We start from the raw sequence: 16,742 nt of genomic DNA on the forward strand, positions 1-16,742 counted from the left end.
CCGGCGTAATCGGCGGCGTTTGTCCGCGCAAGCCGGCGCGGTGCCCGGGGACAGTACAATGCCGGACGCTTGTTTTACCGGATCTGCCTTTCCCGCCACCCGACCGCTTCGCCCATGTCCAATCTCATCGTCCACGGTGGCACGCCCCTGCGCGGCCGCATCATCCCTTCGGCCAACAAGAATGCAGTGCTGCCGGTGCTTTGCGCCACGCTGCTGACCGACCAGCCGCTACGCCTGCACGGCGTGCCGGACATCACCGATGTCCGCAAGATCCTCGATATTTTCCGCATGCTGGGCAGCGATGTCCGTCTCGACGAAGCGACCGGCACGCTTGACCTGCACCACCGCGACACCACCTTCGACGCGGCCACGCACCGCCTGCCGGAAGAAATGCGCTCGTCGATCATGCTGGTGCCGCCGCTGCTGGCCCGCTTCGGCGTGGCGCGGCTGGAAGACAACGTCAAGGGCTGCACGCTGGGCGTGCGCGAAATCGACCCGCACGTCGACATCTTCCGCTCGTTCGGCGGCGCAGTGGAGCGCGCCAGCGGCTCGCTGCTGGTGCGCAGCGGCGGCCCGCTGAAGCCCACGCACCACTGGCTCGACTATGCCTCGGTCACCACCACCGAGAACTTCGTGCTGTGCGCGGCGGCCGCCGAAGGCGAATCGACGCTGACCAATGCCGCGTCCGAGCCGCATGTGCAGGAGTTCTGCCGCTTCATGCAGATGATGGGCGCCGACATCGACGGCATCGGCACCTCGCGGCTGACGGTGCGCGGCGGCGCCCGGCTGCGCGGGGGCGAGTTCACGTTCGAGGAAGATTTCCACGAAATCACCACTTTCCTCGCGCTGGGCGCGATCACCGGCGGCGACGTCGTGGTGCGCAACAGCACGCCGGACAATTTCCCGCTGATCGACCGCACCTTCGCCAAGTTCGGCGTGCAGGTGGTGCATGAGGACGGCTGGTCGCGCGCGCTGCTGCAGGGGCCCCTGAAGGTGCAGACGCCTTTCACCAGCAATGTGCTGACCAAGGTGGAGGCCGCGCCGTGGCCGTACTTCCCGGTCGACCTGCTGCCGATCTTTATCGCGCTGGGCGTGCGTGCGCAGGGCAATGCGATGTTCTGGAACAAGATCTACGACGGCGCGCTCGGCTGGACCGGCGAGCTGTCGAAGTTCGGTGCGCATGTGTTCCAGTCGGACCCGCACCGGCTGATCACCTTCGGCGGCAACCCGCTGACCCCGGCGGTGGTGGAAAGCCCGTACATCATCCGCGTCGCGATCGCGCTGTTCATGGTTGCTGCAAGCATCGAAGGCCGCTCGGAAATCCGCAACGCCACGCCGATCCGGCGCGCGCATCCGCGCTTTGTCGAGAACCTGCGCAGCCTCGGCGTCCATGTCGAGTGGACCAGCGAGGAATGATTCAAAGCTCGGCCGGCAGCGCACCGCGTTGCCGGCATCATTGATCGCCACATTGACTTCGCCGGCGCTGGTGTGCCGGGATTGGACGCGCTGGGGTTGGAAGCGCTATTCCCGGCTGGGAACCCGCCTCGCCGATTCGCCGAAAATCCAGGTCAGTGCCACGCCGGCCGCGAGTGCGTCCTTTTGCCGGACCAGCGGACTGTTGTCGAAGGTGGCGCCGTCGAGGCGGTCATAGCGCAGGAACGCACCCAGCCAGACGTGGCGGAAGCGGTGCGACAGTGTCGCCATCGCCATGCTGCCCGCGTAGCCGCCGTGGGCCGCGTAAGCCGGGCGCGTAGCGGTCGCGAACTGCGCCTCGACCGCATAGAAGTACTGGTTGTAGCGTGCGGTGGCGAACAGCGGCCCGGCCGTGACGCCCAGGTTCCAGCCCGCGAAGCCGCCCACGTTGGCGATGTCCAGATGCAGGTTTGGCGAGAAGATCCAGCCGATTGCTCGGGGCGACGATTCCACGGTCAATGCCAGCCGCACCGGCAGCCGCAGGTCGAGGCGGATGCTGTCCGAGCCGGAGTGCCATAACGTCAGGTTCAGCGAGGGGCCGATTTCCACGGCGGTCTTCAGGTCGGGCATGCCGCGGCGCGCGTCGTCGTCGCCGCTTTTCACCGGCAGCGAGAGTCCCAGGCTGACGTTGAGCTCGACACGGTCGCTGTCGAACAGCTTGCCGCGCACGCCATTGCGGTCGGCGCGCAGGTGCTCGCCACGGTAGATGAAATAGGGCACGGGAAGCAGCAGATTTGCGCGTTGGTCCGAGCCGCGGTAGTGCGGCAAGGTGATACCGCCCAGACCAAGGCCGGCTTCCCAAAGCGGGCGCTCCACTTCATCGAGGTCCTGTGCCGCGCAGGTCGTGCCGAATGTGGCGGCGGCGAGCGCCAGCGCGCCGCAACGCCTGTGCCGCCGCTTGCCGTACCGGGGAGATTTCACGCCGCGCAAGATTTACACGCCTGCCTCGCCGCGCCCCCTTTTCAGTCCCGGCGGTTCCAGCCGGGCGGATATAGCGGATGACGTAACGCGGCATACACCAGCACCACGGTTGCCACGGCGGTTATCCAGTCAAGCAGGTCCATAACCCTCCTTGCGGCCCCCGGCGACTCGCATGCGCGGGGGAATGCTTCCACCATAGCCGAGCCATGGCGGCAGGGGAACCAAGGTATGCGCAGAACCCTATGCCGCCAGCGCGATCGTTCGGCAATCTTGGACGCTGCGTGCAAGCGCGGGGGGCTGCTCAAACGGACGGAAGTAACTAAGCTGCGTTCGAAGCACCTTCCAGCGCTGCAATACCGATCCAGCAGGAGATACCATGACGCAACGCATCAACTACATCAAGCAATCCCCCGAGCTGTTCAAGAAGTACCTGGAATTCACCACGCTGCTCGACAACAGCTCGATCGAGGCGTCGATCCGCGACCTCGTCGAGATCCGCGCCTCGCAGCTCAATGGCTGCGCCTTCTGCCTCGACATGCACGTGAAGCAGGCTCGCATCCGCGGCGAGCGCGAGCTGCGCCTGCACCATGTGGCGATCTGGCGCGAATCGACGCTGTTCCAGCCGCGCGAACGCGCCGCGCTGGCATGGACCGAGGTGCTGACCAACCTGCCGGCACCGGGCGTGCCCGACGATGTCTATGAGCGCGTGCGCGAACACCTGTCCGAGCAAGAACTGTCCGACCTGACCTTCCTGGTCATGTCCATCAACGGCTGGAACCGCTTGAACGTGGCCTTCCGTACCGTGCCGGGTTCTTCCGACAAAGCCTACGGCCTCGACAAGGCCAACCTGGAATAGCCATCGCGAAACGCGCCAGACAATACGGCATCGCCGCACTGGTACTCGGCGGGCTGCTGGCCCTGCAGCCGGCCGTGGGGCGCCCCCGCTTACTTCTGCTGTGGCGTCCCGGCAGTGGCGTCAGGCGACCGCGGGGGATCGTCGATCCGCCGGATCTCGATGCGCTGGACCGACCGCACATGGCGTGCGCCGCGGCTGGTGTCCTGCAGCGAGACCAGTGCGATGCGTCCTTCGCGGTCGTCCAGCGGCTTGCCGTCGCGCTCGTAGTAGACCAGCACGCCGTCGCCGATCGGGCTCAGGTACAGCTCGGCCCAGGAGAACACCGCCTGGTAGCCGTCGGTCGCGGTGACCACCACGATGCTGCGGCGCAGGTCGTGGCGCTTCGGTTCGGTGGGGAAGGCGCAGTCAAGGATCTCGCGCAGCCGGACGCCGACATAGCGGCGGCGTGCCGGCTCCCCGGCCTGCGCCTTGCCGTTTGCGCCACGGATCTTGCGCACGTCGTCAAGCTGGTGGCGCGGCATGGTGCGCAGGTCGGCGACGGTCAGGTCGAGCGGATTGGCGACGTTGCCGCCGACGTGGACGGATTCGGAAACCTGGGCGAAGGCCGGGCCCCACAGCAGCGTGGCAGCCAGCAATGCGGCCTGGACGGTGAGCCGTGGCATGGGTTCCTTCGAGAATTGACGGCGGGTGCCGCAGCGTTGCGCGACGCGCGCATACCGTAACTTATTGCCGCCCCGCGGACTTGGCAAACGCTTTATTTCGTCAGCCGCTGATCTCGGTCGATGAGCCCATCAGCTGCCGCACGCATGGATCAGGAATTCCCGCAGCGCATCGGCCGGCTTGCCCAGCTTGCGCCCGGGCTGCCACAGCATGCCGACCTCCATGTCCGGCACCGCGTTGGCGATCGGCCGGGCTTCGATCTGCTTGCCTTCCAGCGACCACGGCCGGTACACCATGTCGGACAGCACGGTGACGCCGAAGCCGTGCGCGACCAGCCCGCGCAGTGCCTCCATCGACCCGGTGCGGAAGGCGACGTTGGGCGAGAGCCTCAGGCTGCGCCAGTAGCGCATGGTCGATTCCTCGGCCTCGTCGACCGTGATCAGGATGTACGGGTAGGCCGCGATGTCGCGCAGCGACGGTCGTTCGATCTCCAGCAGCGGATGGCTGGCCGAGGTCCACAGCTGGCGCCGGGAGCGCATCAGCGTGTGGCGTTTGAAGCGCTGCGGCCGTTCCAGGTTGGACAGCAGCGCGATGCCCAGCTCGATTTCGCCCGCCAGCACGGCGCGCTCGATATCCGGCCGGTCCATGTCGAGCAGGTCCAGCTCGATGTCCGGGTAGTTGGTGCGGAAGCGCGCCAGCAAGCCCGGCAGGAAGTAGCCGAGCACGGTATAGGAGGCGGCCAGCCGCACGCTGCCTTGCAGGCCGTGCACCTGGAAGCGCGGCTCGCGCAGCGCATCCTCGACCGAATCCAGGATCTGGCGCGCATGCTGGTAGAACAGGTGGCCTTCCGCCGTCAGCGTCACGCCGTGCGGGCGCCGCTCGAACAGGCGCACGGCCAGCCGCTGCTCCAGCGCCAGCACGGCATTGGTCACCGCCGACTGCGATACGTGCTCCGCGGTGGCCGCCATCGAGAACTGTCCGGTTTCCGCCGCCGCGACAAAGTAGCGGAACTGCCGCAATGTGATTTCCTTGGCAAGTCTCTCCGAGGCTTCGCGCGCCTTGGCCATGATCGTCTCCGCGATATCCGTTTTGCGGATATCAGGTCTTTGAATTCTTGATTTTACGATAGCCGGCGGGGTTCCTACACTGCTCCGGACACCAGAATACAAAGCACGGAGACATCGTGAACGCACCCCTTCCCCACGCCCTGCTCGACACCCTCGCCAGCGCCAGCCTGGACGACAAGTACACCCTGGACAAAGGCCGCGTCTACATGAGCGGCGTCCAGGCGCTGGTCCGGCTGCCGATGCTGCAGAAGGCGCGCGACCGCGCCGCCGGGCTGAACACGGCCGGCTTTATCTCCGGCTACCGAGGCTCGCCGCTGGGCGGCGTCGACCAGGCGCTGTGGAAGGCCAAGCAGCACCTGGCTGCCAGCGACGTGGTGTTCCAGCCCGGCGTCAACGAGGACCTGGCCGCCACCGCGGTGTGGGGTTCGCAGCAGGTCAACCTGTTCCCCAACGCCTCGCGCGATGGCGTGTTCTCGATGTGGTACGGCAAGGGCCCGGGCGTGGACCGGTCCATCGACGTGCTCAAGCATGCCAATTCCGCCGGCTCGTCGCGCCATGGCGGCGTGCTGCTGCTGGCCGGCGACGACCATGCCGCCAAGTCCTCCACCGTCGCGCACCAGTCCGAGCACGTGCTGCAGGCCGCCGGCATCCCGGTGCTGTATCCGGCCAACGTGCAGGAATACCTCGACTACGGCCTGCATGGCTGGGCCATGAGCCGCTATTCCGGCCTGTGGGTGTCGATGAAGTGCGTCACTGACGTGGTCGAGTCGACCGCCTCGGTCGAGATCGACCCCGACCGCGTGCAGGTGGTGCTGCCGCAAGACTTTGCCATGCCGGCCGGCGGCCTCAATATCCGCTGGCCCGATACCCCGCTGGAACAGGAAGCGCGGCTGCTCGACCACAAGTGGTATGCGGCGCTGGCCTATGTCCGCGCCAACCGCCTGAACCGCGTGGTGCTCGACTCGCCCAACGCGCGCTTCGGCATCATGACCGCAGGCAAGGCGTACCTGGACGTGCGCCAGGCGCTGGCCGACCTCGGCCTCGATGACGAGACCTGTGCCCGCATCGGCATCCGCGTCTACAAGGTCGGCTGCGTGTGGCCGCTGGAGGCCCACGGGGCGCGTGAATTCGCCACCGGCCTGGAAGAAATCCTGGTGGTGGAAGAGAAGCGCCAGATCCTGGAATACGCGCTCAAGGAAGAGCTGTACAACTGGCGCGAAGACGTGCGGCCCAAGGTGTTCGGCAAGTTCGACCAGCGCGGCAACGACGGCGGCGAATGGTCGGTGCCGCGCGGCAACTGGCTGCTGCCGGCGCACTACGAGCTGTCGCCGGCGCTGATCGCCAAGGCCATCGCCCGGCGGCTGGAGCGCTTCGACCTGCCGGAAGCCGTACGCGCCCGCATCGCCGCGCGCGTTGCGGTGATCGAGGCCAAGGAGCGCGAGGCCATGCAGCCGCGCATCTCGGCCGAGCGCAAGCCGTGGTTCTGCTCGGGCTGCCCGCACAACACCTCCACGCGCGTGCCGGAAGGATCGCGCGCGCTGGCCGGCATCGGCTGCCACTACATGACCTTGTGGATGGACCGCAACACCGACACCTTCAGCCAGATGGGCGGCGAAGGGGTGGCGTGGACCGGCCAGATGCATTTCACCGGCGACAAGCACGTGTTCGCCAACCTGGGCGACGGCACGTATTTCCACTCGGGGCTGCTGGCGATCCGCGCCTCGATCGCGGCAAAGGCCAACATCACCTACAAGATCCTGTTCAACGACGCGGTCGCGATGACCGGCGGCCAGCCCATCGACGGCGTGCTGACCGTGCCGCAGATCGCCCATCAGGTGCTGGCCGAGGGCGCGAAGAAGTTGGTCGTCGTCACCGACGAGCCGCAGAAGTATGGCGACGGCAGCATGCTGCCGTCCGGCGTGACCGTGTTCCATCGCGATCAGCTCGATGCCGTGCAGCTGGAGCTGCGCGACACCGAGGGCGTCACCATCCTGATCTACGACCAGACCTGCGCCACCGAGAAGCGCCGGCGCCGCAAGCGCGGCACCTATCCGGATCCGGCAAAGCGCGCCTTTATCAACGATGCGGTCTGCGAAGGCTGCGGCGACTGCTCGGCCAAGTCGAACTGCCTGTCGGTGGAACCGCTGGAGACGGAACTGGGCACCAAGCGCCGGATCAACCAGTCGTCGTGCAACAAGGATTTCTCCTGCGTCAACGGCTTCTGCCCCAGCTTCGTCACCGCCGAGGGCGCGCAGGTGCGCAAGCCGGCGGCGGCGGGAGGCAAGGGCGCCGGCGCTGATTTCGAGGCGCTGCCGATGCCTTCGCTACCCGCGCTGGAACGGCCGTACGGCGTGCTGGTGACGGGCGTGGGCGGCACCGGCGTGGTGACCATCGGCGGCCTGCTGGGCATGGCCGCGCACCTGGAGCGCAAGGGTGTCACCGTGCTCGACATGGCGGGCCTGGCGCAGAAGGGCGGGGCGGTGATCAGCCACGTGCAGATCGCACCGGCGCCGCACGACCTGCATGCCACGCGCATCGCCACCGGCGACGCGCGGCTGGTGATCGGCGGCGACGCCATCGTCTCCGCCTCGGCCGAGGTGCTGTCCAAGACCCGGCACGGCGTGACCGCCGCGGTGGTCAACAGCGCCAACACCCCGACCGCCGAGTTCATCAAGAACCCGAAGTGGCAGTTCCCCGGCGCCAGCGCCGAGCAGGACCTGCGCAACAGCGTGGGCGAGGCCAGCGCCTTTATCGACGCCAGCGCCTGGGCGGTGACGCTGCTGGCGGATGCCATCTACTCCAACCCGCTGCTGCTTGGCTTTGCCTGGCAAAAGGGCTGGATCCCGCTGCAGCATGCCAGCCTGCTGCGCGCGATCGAGCTCAACGGCGTGTCGATCGACAAGAACCGGCAGGCGTTCGAATGGGGCCGGTATCTCGCGCACCACGGCGAGGCCGCGCTGCGCCAGAACAAGGCACTGCTGCCGCATGCGCCGAGTGCGCCGGCTGCCCAGGTGGTGGCGTTGCCGCAGACGCTCGACACGCTGATCCGCAAGCGCGAGGCAATGCTGACCGACTACCAGGACGCCGCGTACGCCCGGCGCTACCGGGACGCGGTCGAGCGCATCCGCGGCGCCGAGCAGAAGCTGGGCACCGACCGCAAGCTGCCGCTGACCGAAGCGGTGGCGCGCAACCTGGCCAAGCTGATGGCGTACAAAGACGAGTACGAGGTGGCACGCCTGTACGCCGATCCGGCGTTCCTCGACAAGCTGCGCGCGCAGTTCGAAGGCGAGCCTGGCCGCGACTACCAGCTCAATTTCTGGCTGGCTCCGCCCACGCTGGCGAATGCGGGCAAGACCGACAGCAAGGGCCATCCCGTGAAGCGCCGCTTCGGCCCACGCACGCTGACCGCCTTCCGCCTGCTGGCCCGCCTGAAAGGCCTGCGTGGCACCGCGTTCGACGTGTTCGGCAAGACCGCTGAGCGTCGTGCGGAGCGCGCGCTGGTGGCCGACTACCTGGCGATGGTCGACGAGTTCGCCGCCTCGCTGGACGCCGACAAGCTCGACACCGCGCTGGCGCTGGCCGCGTTGCCCGACGATATCCGCGGCTACGGCCACGTCAAGGAAGCCAGCATGCAGGCTGCGGCCACGCGCCGCGAAGCCCTGCTGGCGCAGTATCGCGGGGTGGCGCGCCGGGCCGCGGCCTGAGCCTTGCCGGCGTGCGGGCGGAGGAAAACCTGGGGGAAAGCCCGGGCTGGCCGGACCTGACATGGTCCGGCCACAATCGGCTATCCTGCCGGCTGCACCCGGAGACTCCCTTGACGCAAGACCCAGCCTTCCACCGCAAGACCGCCACCGACGATGACCTGACGCTGCGCCGCGAGACCATCCGCTGGATGGCCGAGCTGCCCGAAGCGGTCCGCCCGGTCGAACTCGGGCGGGCCTTCCCGCGGATCATCAATACCATCGCCGCCAAGTGGTTTGATGCGGTCGGTTGCCGGCAGTACCTGAACGGCCTGCAGTTCGACGACCGCGGCGGCCGCCAGGGCTTCTCGTTCGCGATCGTGCAGGAGATCGCCGCGCTGCGCGAGCATTTCGACGCGGTCTATCCGCCGGACCATGATGTCTGGCGGAAGGCCTTCGATGCGGGTCAGCGCTGAGCGGGCCGGCAGGGCCGGCACTGGGCCGGCTTGCCGGCGGGCACGGCGTCCCCATGCGAGACTCGCAGGGAAGTTGCGCATCGTCATCATTCGGCGGGAAATTTATTTAACTCGGCTTCCACAGAATTCACTTCCAGCCGGCAAATGTCCTCTGCGATGATGGCTGCCGCACAGGATCCGCGGGTCTTGTCGCCATCGACCACGCGCCACCGCCGCCCCGGATGACGGAATGCCGAAGGAACTGGATCTGGCCACACCACCGAATGGCTCGGCCTCACTGCTCGGCAAGTGGTGGGGCTTCGCGGTCAGGTTTCCGCACCGCATCGTTGTGGTGTCGTTCGGCATCGCCATCGTCCTGCTGCTGCTGATCCTGTTCCGCGGCCTGCTGCAGGCGCGCGACCGGGACATCGAGTCGCTGCAGCAGACGCAACGGATGCGGGTGCAGGCCATCGATGCCTTGCTCAACCTGGAAGCGGAGCGCCTGCGCAGCCTGCGCAACTACGCCGGGCACCTGTTGCGGCTGCAGCAACTCGAGCCGTTCCATCCCGACGCGGACCTGCTGCAGGCGTTCGAACGCCGTCATGCCGACACCTGGACACTGCCTTCGCATGGCGACGCGGCGGTGGTCGGCGTGGGCGAGGCGCAGGTCGGGGGACTCGACGGCTTTGCGCGCAACGACGCGGAGCTGATGCGGGGCCTGGATATCGCCCGTGCGATGAGCCACCTGCTGGGGGCGACACCCGCGGGCTCGACGCTGCAGCGGCGCATAACCTATGTGTCCCGCAACGGCTTCGTCGTTTCGCGCCCGTCCATCGGCGAAGGGCAGGTGCTTGCCATGCTGCGCCGCCATGCCGCGGCCCCTTATTTCCATGAAAACGCGCCGCGCCCGGGCCGGAACGGGATGCTGACGTGGGCGCTGGCCGAGGCGTCGGACGGCAGCGGCGACCAGTCCTTGCTGCTCAGCCTGCCGGTCTACCTGGGCCAGGCATTCCGGGGCGTGGTCGTCTCGGAGATCGCGCGGCGCAGCCTGGACGAGTTGCTGGGCAGCGCGCCCCATGACGCCGTGCGCGGCTTCCTGGTCGACCGCGACGGCGGGCTGGTCGGCGCGAGCGCGCGCAGCGTCAGCCGCGGCGAAACCCTGGCCGGCGTGCTCGGCGAAACGATGGCGGCCGGCACGGTCGCCCGCATGTTCCAGGCCGGCACAGGCATCCTGCGGCAGCCCGACGGCAACCGGCTGATCTTCCGCAAGCTGGCGGACAGCGACCTCGTCATGATCGATGTGGTGTCGACGCACGACGTGATGCTGCGCAGCGCCGCGCGCCTCAGCGGCGCGGTGGGGGCCGGTGCCGCCGCGCTGGCGCTGCTGCTGTGCCTCACGCTGATGGTGGTGCATACGCTGTTCGGCCATTACCTCGCGCGCGGCGAAGCGCTGCGCGCGCTGGCGGAAACCGACGCGCTGACCGGCCTGGCCAACCGCCGCGTCTTCACCGCGCGCTTTGCGCTTGAATACGCGCACTGCGCGCGCGAGCAGCTGCCGATCGCGCTGATCATGCTCGACATCGACCACTTCAAGCGCATCAACGATCATTGGGGCCACCCCAGCGGCGACATCGTGCTGCGGCAGGTGGCGCAGGTATTGCGCACCCGTGTGCGCAGCGTCGACCTGGCGGCGCGGCTGGGCGGGGAGGAATTCGCCATCCTGCTGCCGCGTACCGGGGTAGCCGATGCCGCCGCGGTGGCGGAACAATTGCGGGAGGCCGTGGGCGACCTGTCCTGCGAGCCTGCTGCGGACGCCATCGGCAAGGGCAATATCCGCTTCACGGCATCGTTCGGCGTGGCGCAGATCGTTCCGGACGGCACCAACGATCTCGAAGCGCTGGTGCTCGTAGCGGATCAGCGGCTGTACGCCGCGAAAGCCGGCGGGCGCAACCGGGTGGTGGCGCAGCAGGCAGCGGCCTGAAGGCCGAAGTCACGAAGCAGGTCTGTGACAAGATCCTGGCGCAGGCCAAGTCGATGTTCTGTGACTGGCCACGCCAGGCGCCCGTGCCTTCATTTTCCGACACTGTCATCGCGGCGTGATAACGTCGCGCGAGGCAAATTTCATGTGAAGGGAGCAGGCATGCAAGCGGGCATTGTCGAGGCGGGCTATGGATCGGACCCGGTCGGCCTGGTCAGCGGTTTCCTGTTCGCGCCCGGCGGGGCCGTGCGCGAGATCGATTCGCAGGGCGCGGCGGTGTGGCTGCAGCAGGCGCCGCCGGCTGCAGCGCCCGAGCGCCCCTTCGTCTGGCTGCATTTCAACCTGTCGCACAGCGCCTGCGAGCGCTGGATGAAGGCGCATCTCGGGCTGCCGGACGAGTACTTCGAGGCGCTGCGCCAGGGCTCGCGCTCGACCCGGATCGAGCGTCTGGACGCGGCCTTGCTGGCCGTGGTCAACGATGTGATCTACAACTTCGGCGTCACATCGACGGACATCTCGACCATGTGGGTCCACGCCGACCGCCGCCTGCTGGTCACGGCCCGGGCGCGCCCGCTGCGCTCGGTGGACCGGCTGCGCGAGGCGGTGCGGCATGGCGAGGTCTTCCGCTCGCCGCTGGACCTGATGGTGCACCTGCTGCGCGACCAGGCCGATGTGCTGGTGCAGATCGTGCGCGAGACCGGCGTGAACGTCGACCAGATCGAGGACCAGTTGCTGTCGCAGCGCCTGCAGGGCAACCGGGCCGACCTGGGCGCGATGCGGCGCGGCCTGGTGCGGCTGCAACGGCTGCTGGCGCCGGAGCCGGGCGCGCTGTTCCGGCTGCTGAACCGGCCGCCGGCGTGGCTGCAGGAAACCGACCTGCAGGAGCTGCGCGAATCGACCGAAGAGTTTTCGCTGGTGCTCAACGACCTTGCCGCGCTGGTCGAACGCATCAAGCTGTTGCAGGAAGAGATCGCCGCCAAGCTCAACGAGCAGACCAACCGCACGCTGTTCACGCTGACGATGGTGACGGTGCTGGCGCTGCCGATCAATATCGTGGCGGGCTTCTTCGGCATGAACGTGGGCGGCGTCCCGCTGGCCGAGCATCCGCACGGCTTCTGGGTGCTGGTGGCGCTGGTGGCCAGCTTCACCGTGCTGGCGGGGCGCTGGGCCTTCCGCAAGCAGCAGGCTTAGGCGCGCCCCGGCCGGGCCGGCATGCCGCCAGCGTGTGCCGGATGCCCTCGGCGTATGGCGTCTTGCGGATCGGCCCGATCAGCCGCTGCAGCGCGGCATCGTCCAGGATCAGCGGGTCGGTCATCAGGTAGTGCATCTCGACCAGTTCGCGCATGAACGGGTTGAACAGCCCGAGCAGGCGCAGCATGCCCTTGCCGGCGACGCGCAGCCTGAGCCGGCGGCCGGTCTGCCTTTCCATCTCCGACACCAGCTCGCGCTGTGTTGTGACGCCGGCGCCGGCCAGGTGCCAGATCCTGCCGAAGGCCGCCGGCGTGTCGGCCAGCCGCGCCACCACCGGCCCCACGTCCGGCACATAGACGAACTCGTGCGGCGCGTCGATCGGCCCGATCAGGTCCGCGGTGCCGCCACCTGCGGCAGCCTGCGCGGCGCGGTGCAGCAGGCTGGCCTGCACGCCCGGGCCGTAGAAGTCGGGCAGCCGCAGCACCGTGGCGCGGATGCGGCCGGCGGCGTCGGCCTGCATCAGCAGGTCTTCCTGCGCCTTGCGCATGCGGCCCTTGAAGGTATGCGGCGCGCGCGGGTGGTTCTCGCTGACCGGATTGCCGCCCTGGACGCGCCCATACGGGTAGACCGTGCCGATCAGGACGAACTGCCTGACGCCGGCAGCGACCGCGCCATCCAGTGTCTTGCGCAGCAGTTCCGGGTGCAGGTCGAAGCGCCAGTAGTCGACGCCGACCATGTAGACCAGCGTGTCGATGCCGCGCGCCGCGGCCTGGACGGACGCCGGCGAGTCGGGATCCCAGGTGACGATCTCGGCGAGCGGGTCGGCCCCGAAGGCCTGGTGCAGGCGCGCCGTAGCGCGGCCGACCACGCGATACGGCTCGCCCCGGATTGCCAGCGCGGCGGCGATGCTGTGGCCGATGGCGCCAGCGGCGCCAAAGAGCGCGATCTTGGACATGGGAGTCTCCTTTGTTGGGCAGTGCCGTGATCCGATGCAGGCCAGTCTGCGGCCACCTGAGCAAAAAGAAAATTACCTATAATCGGCTGGTCGCTAAACAAAAATGCATAGCCATGGCCGGCGAACCGAACTGGGAGTGGTACCGCACCTTCCTCCACGTGCTGGAAACCGGCTCGCTGTCGGCTGCCGGGCGCGCGATGGGGCTGACGCAGCCGACCGTCGGCCGCCATATCGACAGTCTTGAGGCCGCGCTGGGCCTGAAGCTCTTCACGCGCTCCTTCGACGGCTTCGCCCCCACCGACGCCGCGCACGCACTGCGGCCCTATGCCGCCGGACTAGCCGCCACCGCGGCGGCCATGCGGCGCGCCGCCAGCGGGCACGGCGCAGGCGTGCGCGGCACGGTGCGGCTGTCGGCGAGCGAAGTGGTCGGCGTCGAAGTGCTGCCGCCGATCCTCGCCGCACTGCGCGAAGCCCACCCGGCGCTGGAGATCGAACTGGTGCTGTCGAACCGCGTCGACGACCTGCTGCATCGCGAAGCCGATATCGCCGTGCGGATGTTCCGGCCCGAGCAGGATGCGCTGGTGGCGCAGCGCGTCGGCGGCATCGAACTGGGGCTGCATGCGCATGAGCGCTACCTGGCCGCGCACGGGGTGCCGCAGTCGCTGGAGGAACTGCCGGGGTTTGCCGTGATCGGTTTCGACCGCGAGACGCCGTTCATCCGCCGCTTGCTGGAGCGCTTTCCGGCTTTCTCGCGCCAGCGCCTGGCCTTTCGCGCCGACAGCGACCTGGCCCAGCTGGGCGCGATCCGTGCCGGGGTCGGCATCGGCGTGTGCCATTCCGCGCTGGCGGCGCGCGACCCGCGGCTGGTCAGGGTGCTGCACAGCGAGTTTTCCGTGGCGATGGATACCTGGGTAGCGATGCATGAGGACTTGCGCGGCAGTGCGCGCTGCGCGGTGACCTTTGCCGCGCTGGCCGCGGGGTTGCGCGGCTACGCGGGGAAGGGACTTAGCCGCGGCGCCGATCGGGGCCTTGCTGCGGTGTCACGCCTGTTGCCTTGATCATCCGGGCCACCACCGGATATCCGGCTAAAGATCCACCGCTACCGAAGCCAGGACGGTCCGCGGGTCGGCCGGCGCAAGCCCGCCATAGGCATCGACTGCGGCCCATCCGCGCCGGTTCAGCACATTGCGCACGCTGATGCGGAACGTTGCCGTATGCTGGCCGAGTTCGGCGCGATAACGCAGGCCAAGGTCGAAGCGGGTCCAGGCGGGAATGCGCTGGGTATTGGCAGCGTCGACGTACTGCCCGCCGGTATAAGCCATGGCGCCGGTCAGCGTCAGGCCTGGCAACCACGTCGTATCCCATTCGACGCCGAAATTGCCTTGCAGCGATGGCGCGCCGATAGGCACCTTGCCCTGCGAGACGGAGCTCCGGGTGATCGTGGCATCCAGCCACATCGCGCTGGCGTTGACGCGGATACCTTGCAGCGGCGCGCCGTAGAAACCCAGCTCAATGCCGCGATTCCGTTGTTCCCCGCCGACTGCGAACACGCCCCCCGACATCTCGCCGCCCGGCTTCTTGATCTGGAAGACGCTGGCCGTGGCGATCAGGCGGCCTAGTTCTGCCTTGGCCCCGAGTTCGTACTGGATCGCGCGATACGGCGCGAACACTTCGCCGGCATTGGTCGCCGATGTTGGCGCGGTATCTCCCTTGCTGAGTCCCTCGATGCGGTTGGCGTACAAGGCAATGTTGTCGTGCGGGTGAACCACCACTCCTAGCATGGGCGTCACGGCGCCCTGGCCGTAGCGGGCCGTCGTCGCGCCATCGGGGCCGAAGTTGTCTGAACGGATGCGCTGATAGCGCAGCCCCAGCGTCAACTGCAGCCGACTGTCCCAGGCAGTCAGGGTATCGACCAGGGCCATGCCGGAGAGCGTGGTCTGGGAGATCTTTGGCACATCGTCTGGTGCGGCGATCGACTGCGGCGGGAGCGTCACCGGCGCATAGATATTGGTCAACGACGTCACGCTGGAATTCACCAGGCCGCGCTCGAGCTGATCGCGGTAGCCGCTGAACGCGAGTCCGATCCGGTGCCTGACCGGGCCGGTGTCGAACGTTCCACGCAAGCCTGTCTCCGCGCTGGCCCGCGCGACATTGAAGCGATAGTTGGTATCGAACACGGCCACATCGCCCTGTTCATTGACGATGGTGGGCGCGATTGCGAACAGCCGGGCTACGCGGGTACGTCCGCCGCCGGCGTGGACAAAACCCTCCAGTTGCTCGCTGAATTGATAGGCAGCACGCAGCAGCGCGGACTGATCGCTGATCCCGGACGACTCCCACGACTGCGAGATATTGCGACGGCCGTCCGGCGCGTCGGGAACGCCGATGCCAGGCACGATGTGGAGCAAACGCGAGGGCGCGGCGATGGACTCGCGCTGGACGATCGCGTCGAGCGTCGCGCGCAAGCGGCTGTCCTGGTAATCGAGCGCCAGCGCACCCACTCCGGCGCGGCGCGATTGCTGATCGAGCCCTGTGTCGCCGCTGCGATAGCCGCCATTGAAGCGCACCCCGAACTCCCGCTTTGGGCCGAACCGGCGGCTCAGATCTACTGATCCTCCGATTTGCGCGGCCGATGCATAGCCCGCGCCGATCTGCGTCGCATCCATGCCAGTGGCGCGTTTCGGCACGATATTGATGCCGCCGCCGACGCTGCCGCCCGGTGCCATCCCCGTCAGGACGGCCGCCGGGCCTTTGATCAGTTCGATCCGCTCGACGTAGCCGGTGGATACGCGATAGTTGGACGCCACGCCGTACATGCCGTCGAACGCTATCTCGCCAAAGTTTCCGTTGCTGAAGGGAAATCCGCGAATCGTGTAGGCATCGAGAATGCCGCCAGGCTTGCTGACCGAACGCACCGACGCATCGCTCTCGATCATGTCGCCGACCGTGCGCGCCTGCTGATCCTGTATCGCCTGGGCCGTGTAGCCGACCGTGCTCACGGGCGCGTCCATGACATCGGTATTGCCCAGCAGCCCCAGGCGCGTCACGCGTGCCAGTTGACCGCCTGAGACAGTGGCAGGATCGCCTGGCAGCATGGAGCCGGAGACAGTGACTGTCGGCAGGGTCTGCACCGCCTCGGCCTTCCCGGCCAGCGACCCTTCGCGCTTGCGTACCCGATACCCGCCGTCAGGCAGGGCCACGGCTTCCAGGCCGCTGTCAGCCAGCAATTCCCTCAGTCCGTCCGGAATGGTGAACCGACCCCGCAGGCCCGGGCTTTGCAGGCGGCCAAGCATCGCGGCGTCGTAGGCGATGTCGATTCCCGACAGCTGCGCGAAGCGGATCAGCGCCGAATCAAGCGGGCCGGCGGTGATGGCGTACATGCGGCTGTCGGGCGCGCTTGCCAGCGCACTTACCGGCGCACTTACCGGCGCACTTGCCGGCGCTTGCGCCGCGGCATCGCGCACCGGCGCCGCCAACGCGAGCGCCAGCGCGACGATGACCGACAA

General features: G+C 68.0%; 12 protein-coding genes. 7 read left to right on the forward strand and 5 right to left on the reverse strand.

Translation table 11 applies throughout. From position 1 onward, the window contains the following. The first annotated feature begins 114 nt into the window (after positions 1 to 114). A complete protein-coding gene (locus tag VSR71_RS15520; protein ID WP_342914740.1) occupies positions 115 to 1,416 on the forward strand; it encodes a UDP-N-acetylglucosamine 1-carboxyvinyltransferase in 1,302 nt (433 codons plus the stop codon). Positions 1,417 to 1,521: 105 nt separating this feature from the next. Here VSR71_RS15520 and VSR71_RS15525 read toward each other — a convergent pair whose 3' ends face one another. Then, positions 1,522 to 2,394 carry a MipA/OmpV family protein gene (locus tag VSR71_RS15525; RefSeq protein ID WP_342914741.1) on the reverse strand — a complete coding sequence of 291 codons (873 nt, stop codon included), beginning with the start codon at positions 2,392 to 2,394 and terminating at the stop codon, positions 1,522 to 1,524. Between the two features lie 376 nt (positions 2,395 to 2,770). On the opposite strand from VSR71_RS15525, the gene VSR71_RS15530 reads away from it, so the two are divergent. Beyond that, positions 2,771 to 3,250 carry a carboxymuconolactone decarboxylase family protein gene (locus VSR71_RS15530; protein ID WP_342914742.1) on the forward strand — a complete coding sequence of 160 codons (480 nt, stop codon included), beginning with the start codon at positions 2,771 to 2,773 and terminating at the stop codon, positions 3,248 to 3,250. An 89-nt stretch (positions 3,251 to 3,339) separates the two neighbouring features. On the opposite strand, the gene VSR71_RS15535 is transcribed toward VSR71_RS15530, so the two are convergent. Both VSR71_RS15535 and VSR71_RS15540 read right to left on the reverse strand, forming a co-directional pair. Continuing rightward, positions 3,340 to 3,912, reverse strand: a complete 573-nt coding sequence (locus VSR71_RS15535) for a molybdopterin-dependent oxidoreductase (RefSeq protein WP_342914743.1) — start codon at positions 3,910 to 3,912, stop codon at positions 3,340 to 3,342. Between the two features lie 129 nt (positions 3,913 to 4,041). Beyond that, positions 4,042 to 4,977 carry a LysR substrate-binding domain-containing protein gene (locus VSR71_RS15540; protein WP_342914744.1) on the reverse strand — a complete coding sequence of 312 codons (936 nt, stop codon included), beginning with the start codon at positions 4,975 to 4,977 and terminating at the stop codon, positions 4,042 to 4,044. Positions 4,978 to 5,093: 116 nt separating this feature from the next. Here VSR71_RS15540 and VSR71_RS15545 point away from each other — a divergent pair, with 116 nt between their 5' ends. The 4 genes from VSR71_RS15545 (at position 5,094) to VSR71_RS15560 (ending at position 12,281) form a co-directional block, all read left to right on the forward strand. Beyond that, positions 5,094 to 8,681, forward strand: coding sequence for an indolepyruvate ferredoxin oxidoreductase family protein (locus tag VSR71_RS15545; RefSeq protein ID WP_342914745.1), 3,588 nt, complete (start codon positions 5,094 to 5,096; stop codon positions 8,679 to 8,681). 110 nt (positions 8,682 to 8,791) lie between these two features. After that, positions 8,792 to 9,133 (forward strand): hypothetical protein, encoded by a 342-nt coding sequence (locus VSR71_RS15550; RefSeq protein WP_342914746.1) that lies wholly within the window; start codon positions 8,792 to 8,794, stop codon positions 9,131 to 9,133. Between the two features lie 229 nt (positions 9,134 to 9,362). Then, entirely contained in the window at positions 9,363 to 11,093 is a 1,731-nt protein-coding gene (locus VSR71_RS15555) for a diguanylate cyclase (protein WP_342914747.1), read from the forward strand. A gap of 159 nt (positions 11,094 to 11,252) precedes the next feature. Then, positions 11,253 to 12,281: a transporter gene (locus VSR71_RS15560; RefSeq protein ID WP_342914748.1), complete on the forward strand. Its 1,029-nt coding sequence runs from the start codon at positions 11,253 to 11,255 to the stop codon at positions 12,279 to 12,281. Here VSR71_RS15560 and VSR71_RS15565 read toward each other — a convergent pair. Then, complete coding sequence (locus VSR71_RS15565) at positions 12,235 to 13,236, reverse strand: NAD-dependent epimerase/dehydratase family protein (protein WP_342914749.1); 1,002 nt, start codon at positions 13,234 to 13,236, stop codon at positions 12,235 to 12,237. The two genes, VSR71_RS15560 and VSR71_RS15565, sit on opposite strands and share 47 nt — an antisense overlap. A 113-nt stretch (positions 13,237 to 13,349) precedes the next feature. On the opposite strand from VSR71_RS15565, the gene VSR71_RS15570 reads away from it, so the two are divergent. Beyond that, the gene (locus VSR71_RS15570; RefSeq protein WP_342914750.1) at positions 13,350 to 14,294 is read left to right on the forward strand and encodes a LysR family transcriptional regulator; all 945 of its coding nucleotides are present in this window, start codon (positions 13,350 to 13,352) and stop codon (positions 14,292 to 14,294) included. 27 nt (positions 14,295 to 14,321) lie between these two features. Here VSR71_RS15570 and VSR71_RS15575 read toward each other — a convergent pair whose 3' ends face one another. After that, a complete protein-coding gene (locus VSR71_RS15575) occupies positions 14,322 to 16,742 on the reverse strand; it encodes a TonB-dependent receptor (RefSeq protein ID WP_342914751.1) in 2,421 nt (806 codons plus the stop codon).

This window comes from Cupriavidus oxalaticus, from assembly GCF_038900635.1.
GTDB classification, from domain to species: Bacteria; Pseudomonadota; Gammaproteobacteria; order Burkholderiales; family Burkholderiaceae; genus Cupriavidus; species Cupriavidus oxalaticus_B.

Coding starts and splice junctions, on each gene's coding strand:
- VSR71_RS15565 (WP_342914749.1), bottom strand. CDS start 13,236: ATGTCCAAGATCGCGCTCTTTGGCGCCGCTGGCGCCATCGGCCACAGC.
- VSR71_RS15530 (WP_342914742.1), top strand. CDS start 2,771: ATGACGCAACGCATCAACTACATCAAGCAATCCCCCGAGCTGTTCAAG.
- VSR71_RS15560 (WP_342914748.1), top strand. CDS start 11,253: ATGCAAGCGGGCATTGTCGAGGCGGGCTATGGATCGGACCCGGTCGGC.
- VSR71_RS15535 (WP_342914743.1), bottom strand. CDS start 3,912: ATGCCACGGCTCACCGTCCAGGCCGCATTGCTGGCTGCCACGCTGCTG.
- VSR71_RS15555 (WP_342914747.1), top strand. CDS start 9,363: ATGCCGAAGGAACTGGATCTGGCCACACCACCGAATGGCTCGGCCTCA.
- VSR71_RS15540 (WP_342914744.1), bottom strand. CDS start 4,977: ATGGCCAAGGCGCGCGAAGCCTCGGAGAGACTTGCCAAGGAAATCACA.
- VSR71_RS15570 (WP_342914750.1), top strand. CDS start 13,350: ATGGCCGGCGAACCGAACTGGGAGTGGTACCGCACCTTCCTCCACGTG.
- VSR71_RS15520 (WP_342914740.1), top strand. CDS start 115: ATGTCCAATCTCATCGTCCACGGTGGCACGCCCCTGCGCGGCCGCATC.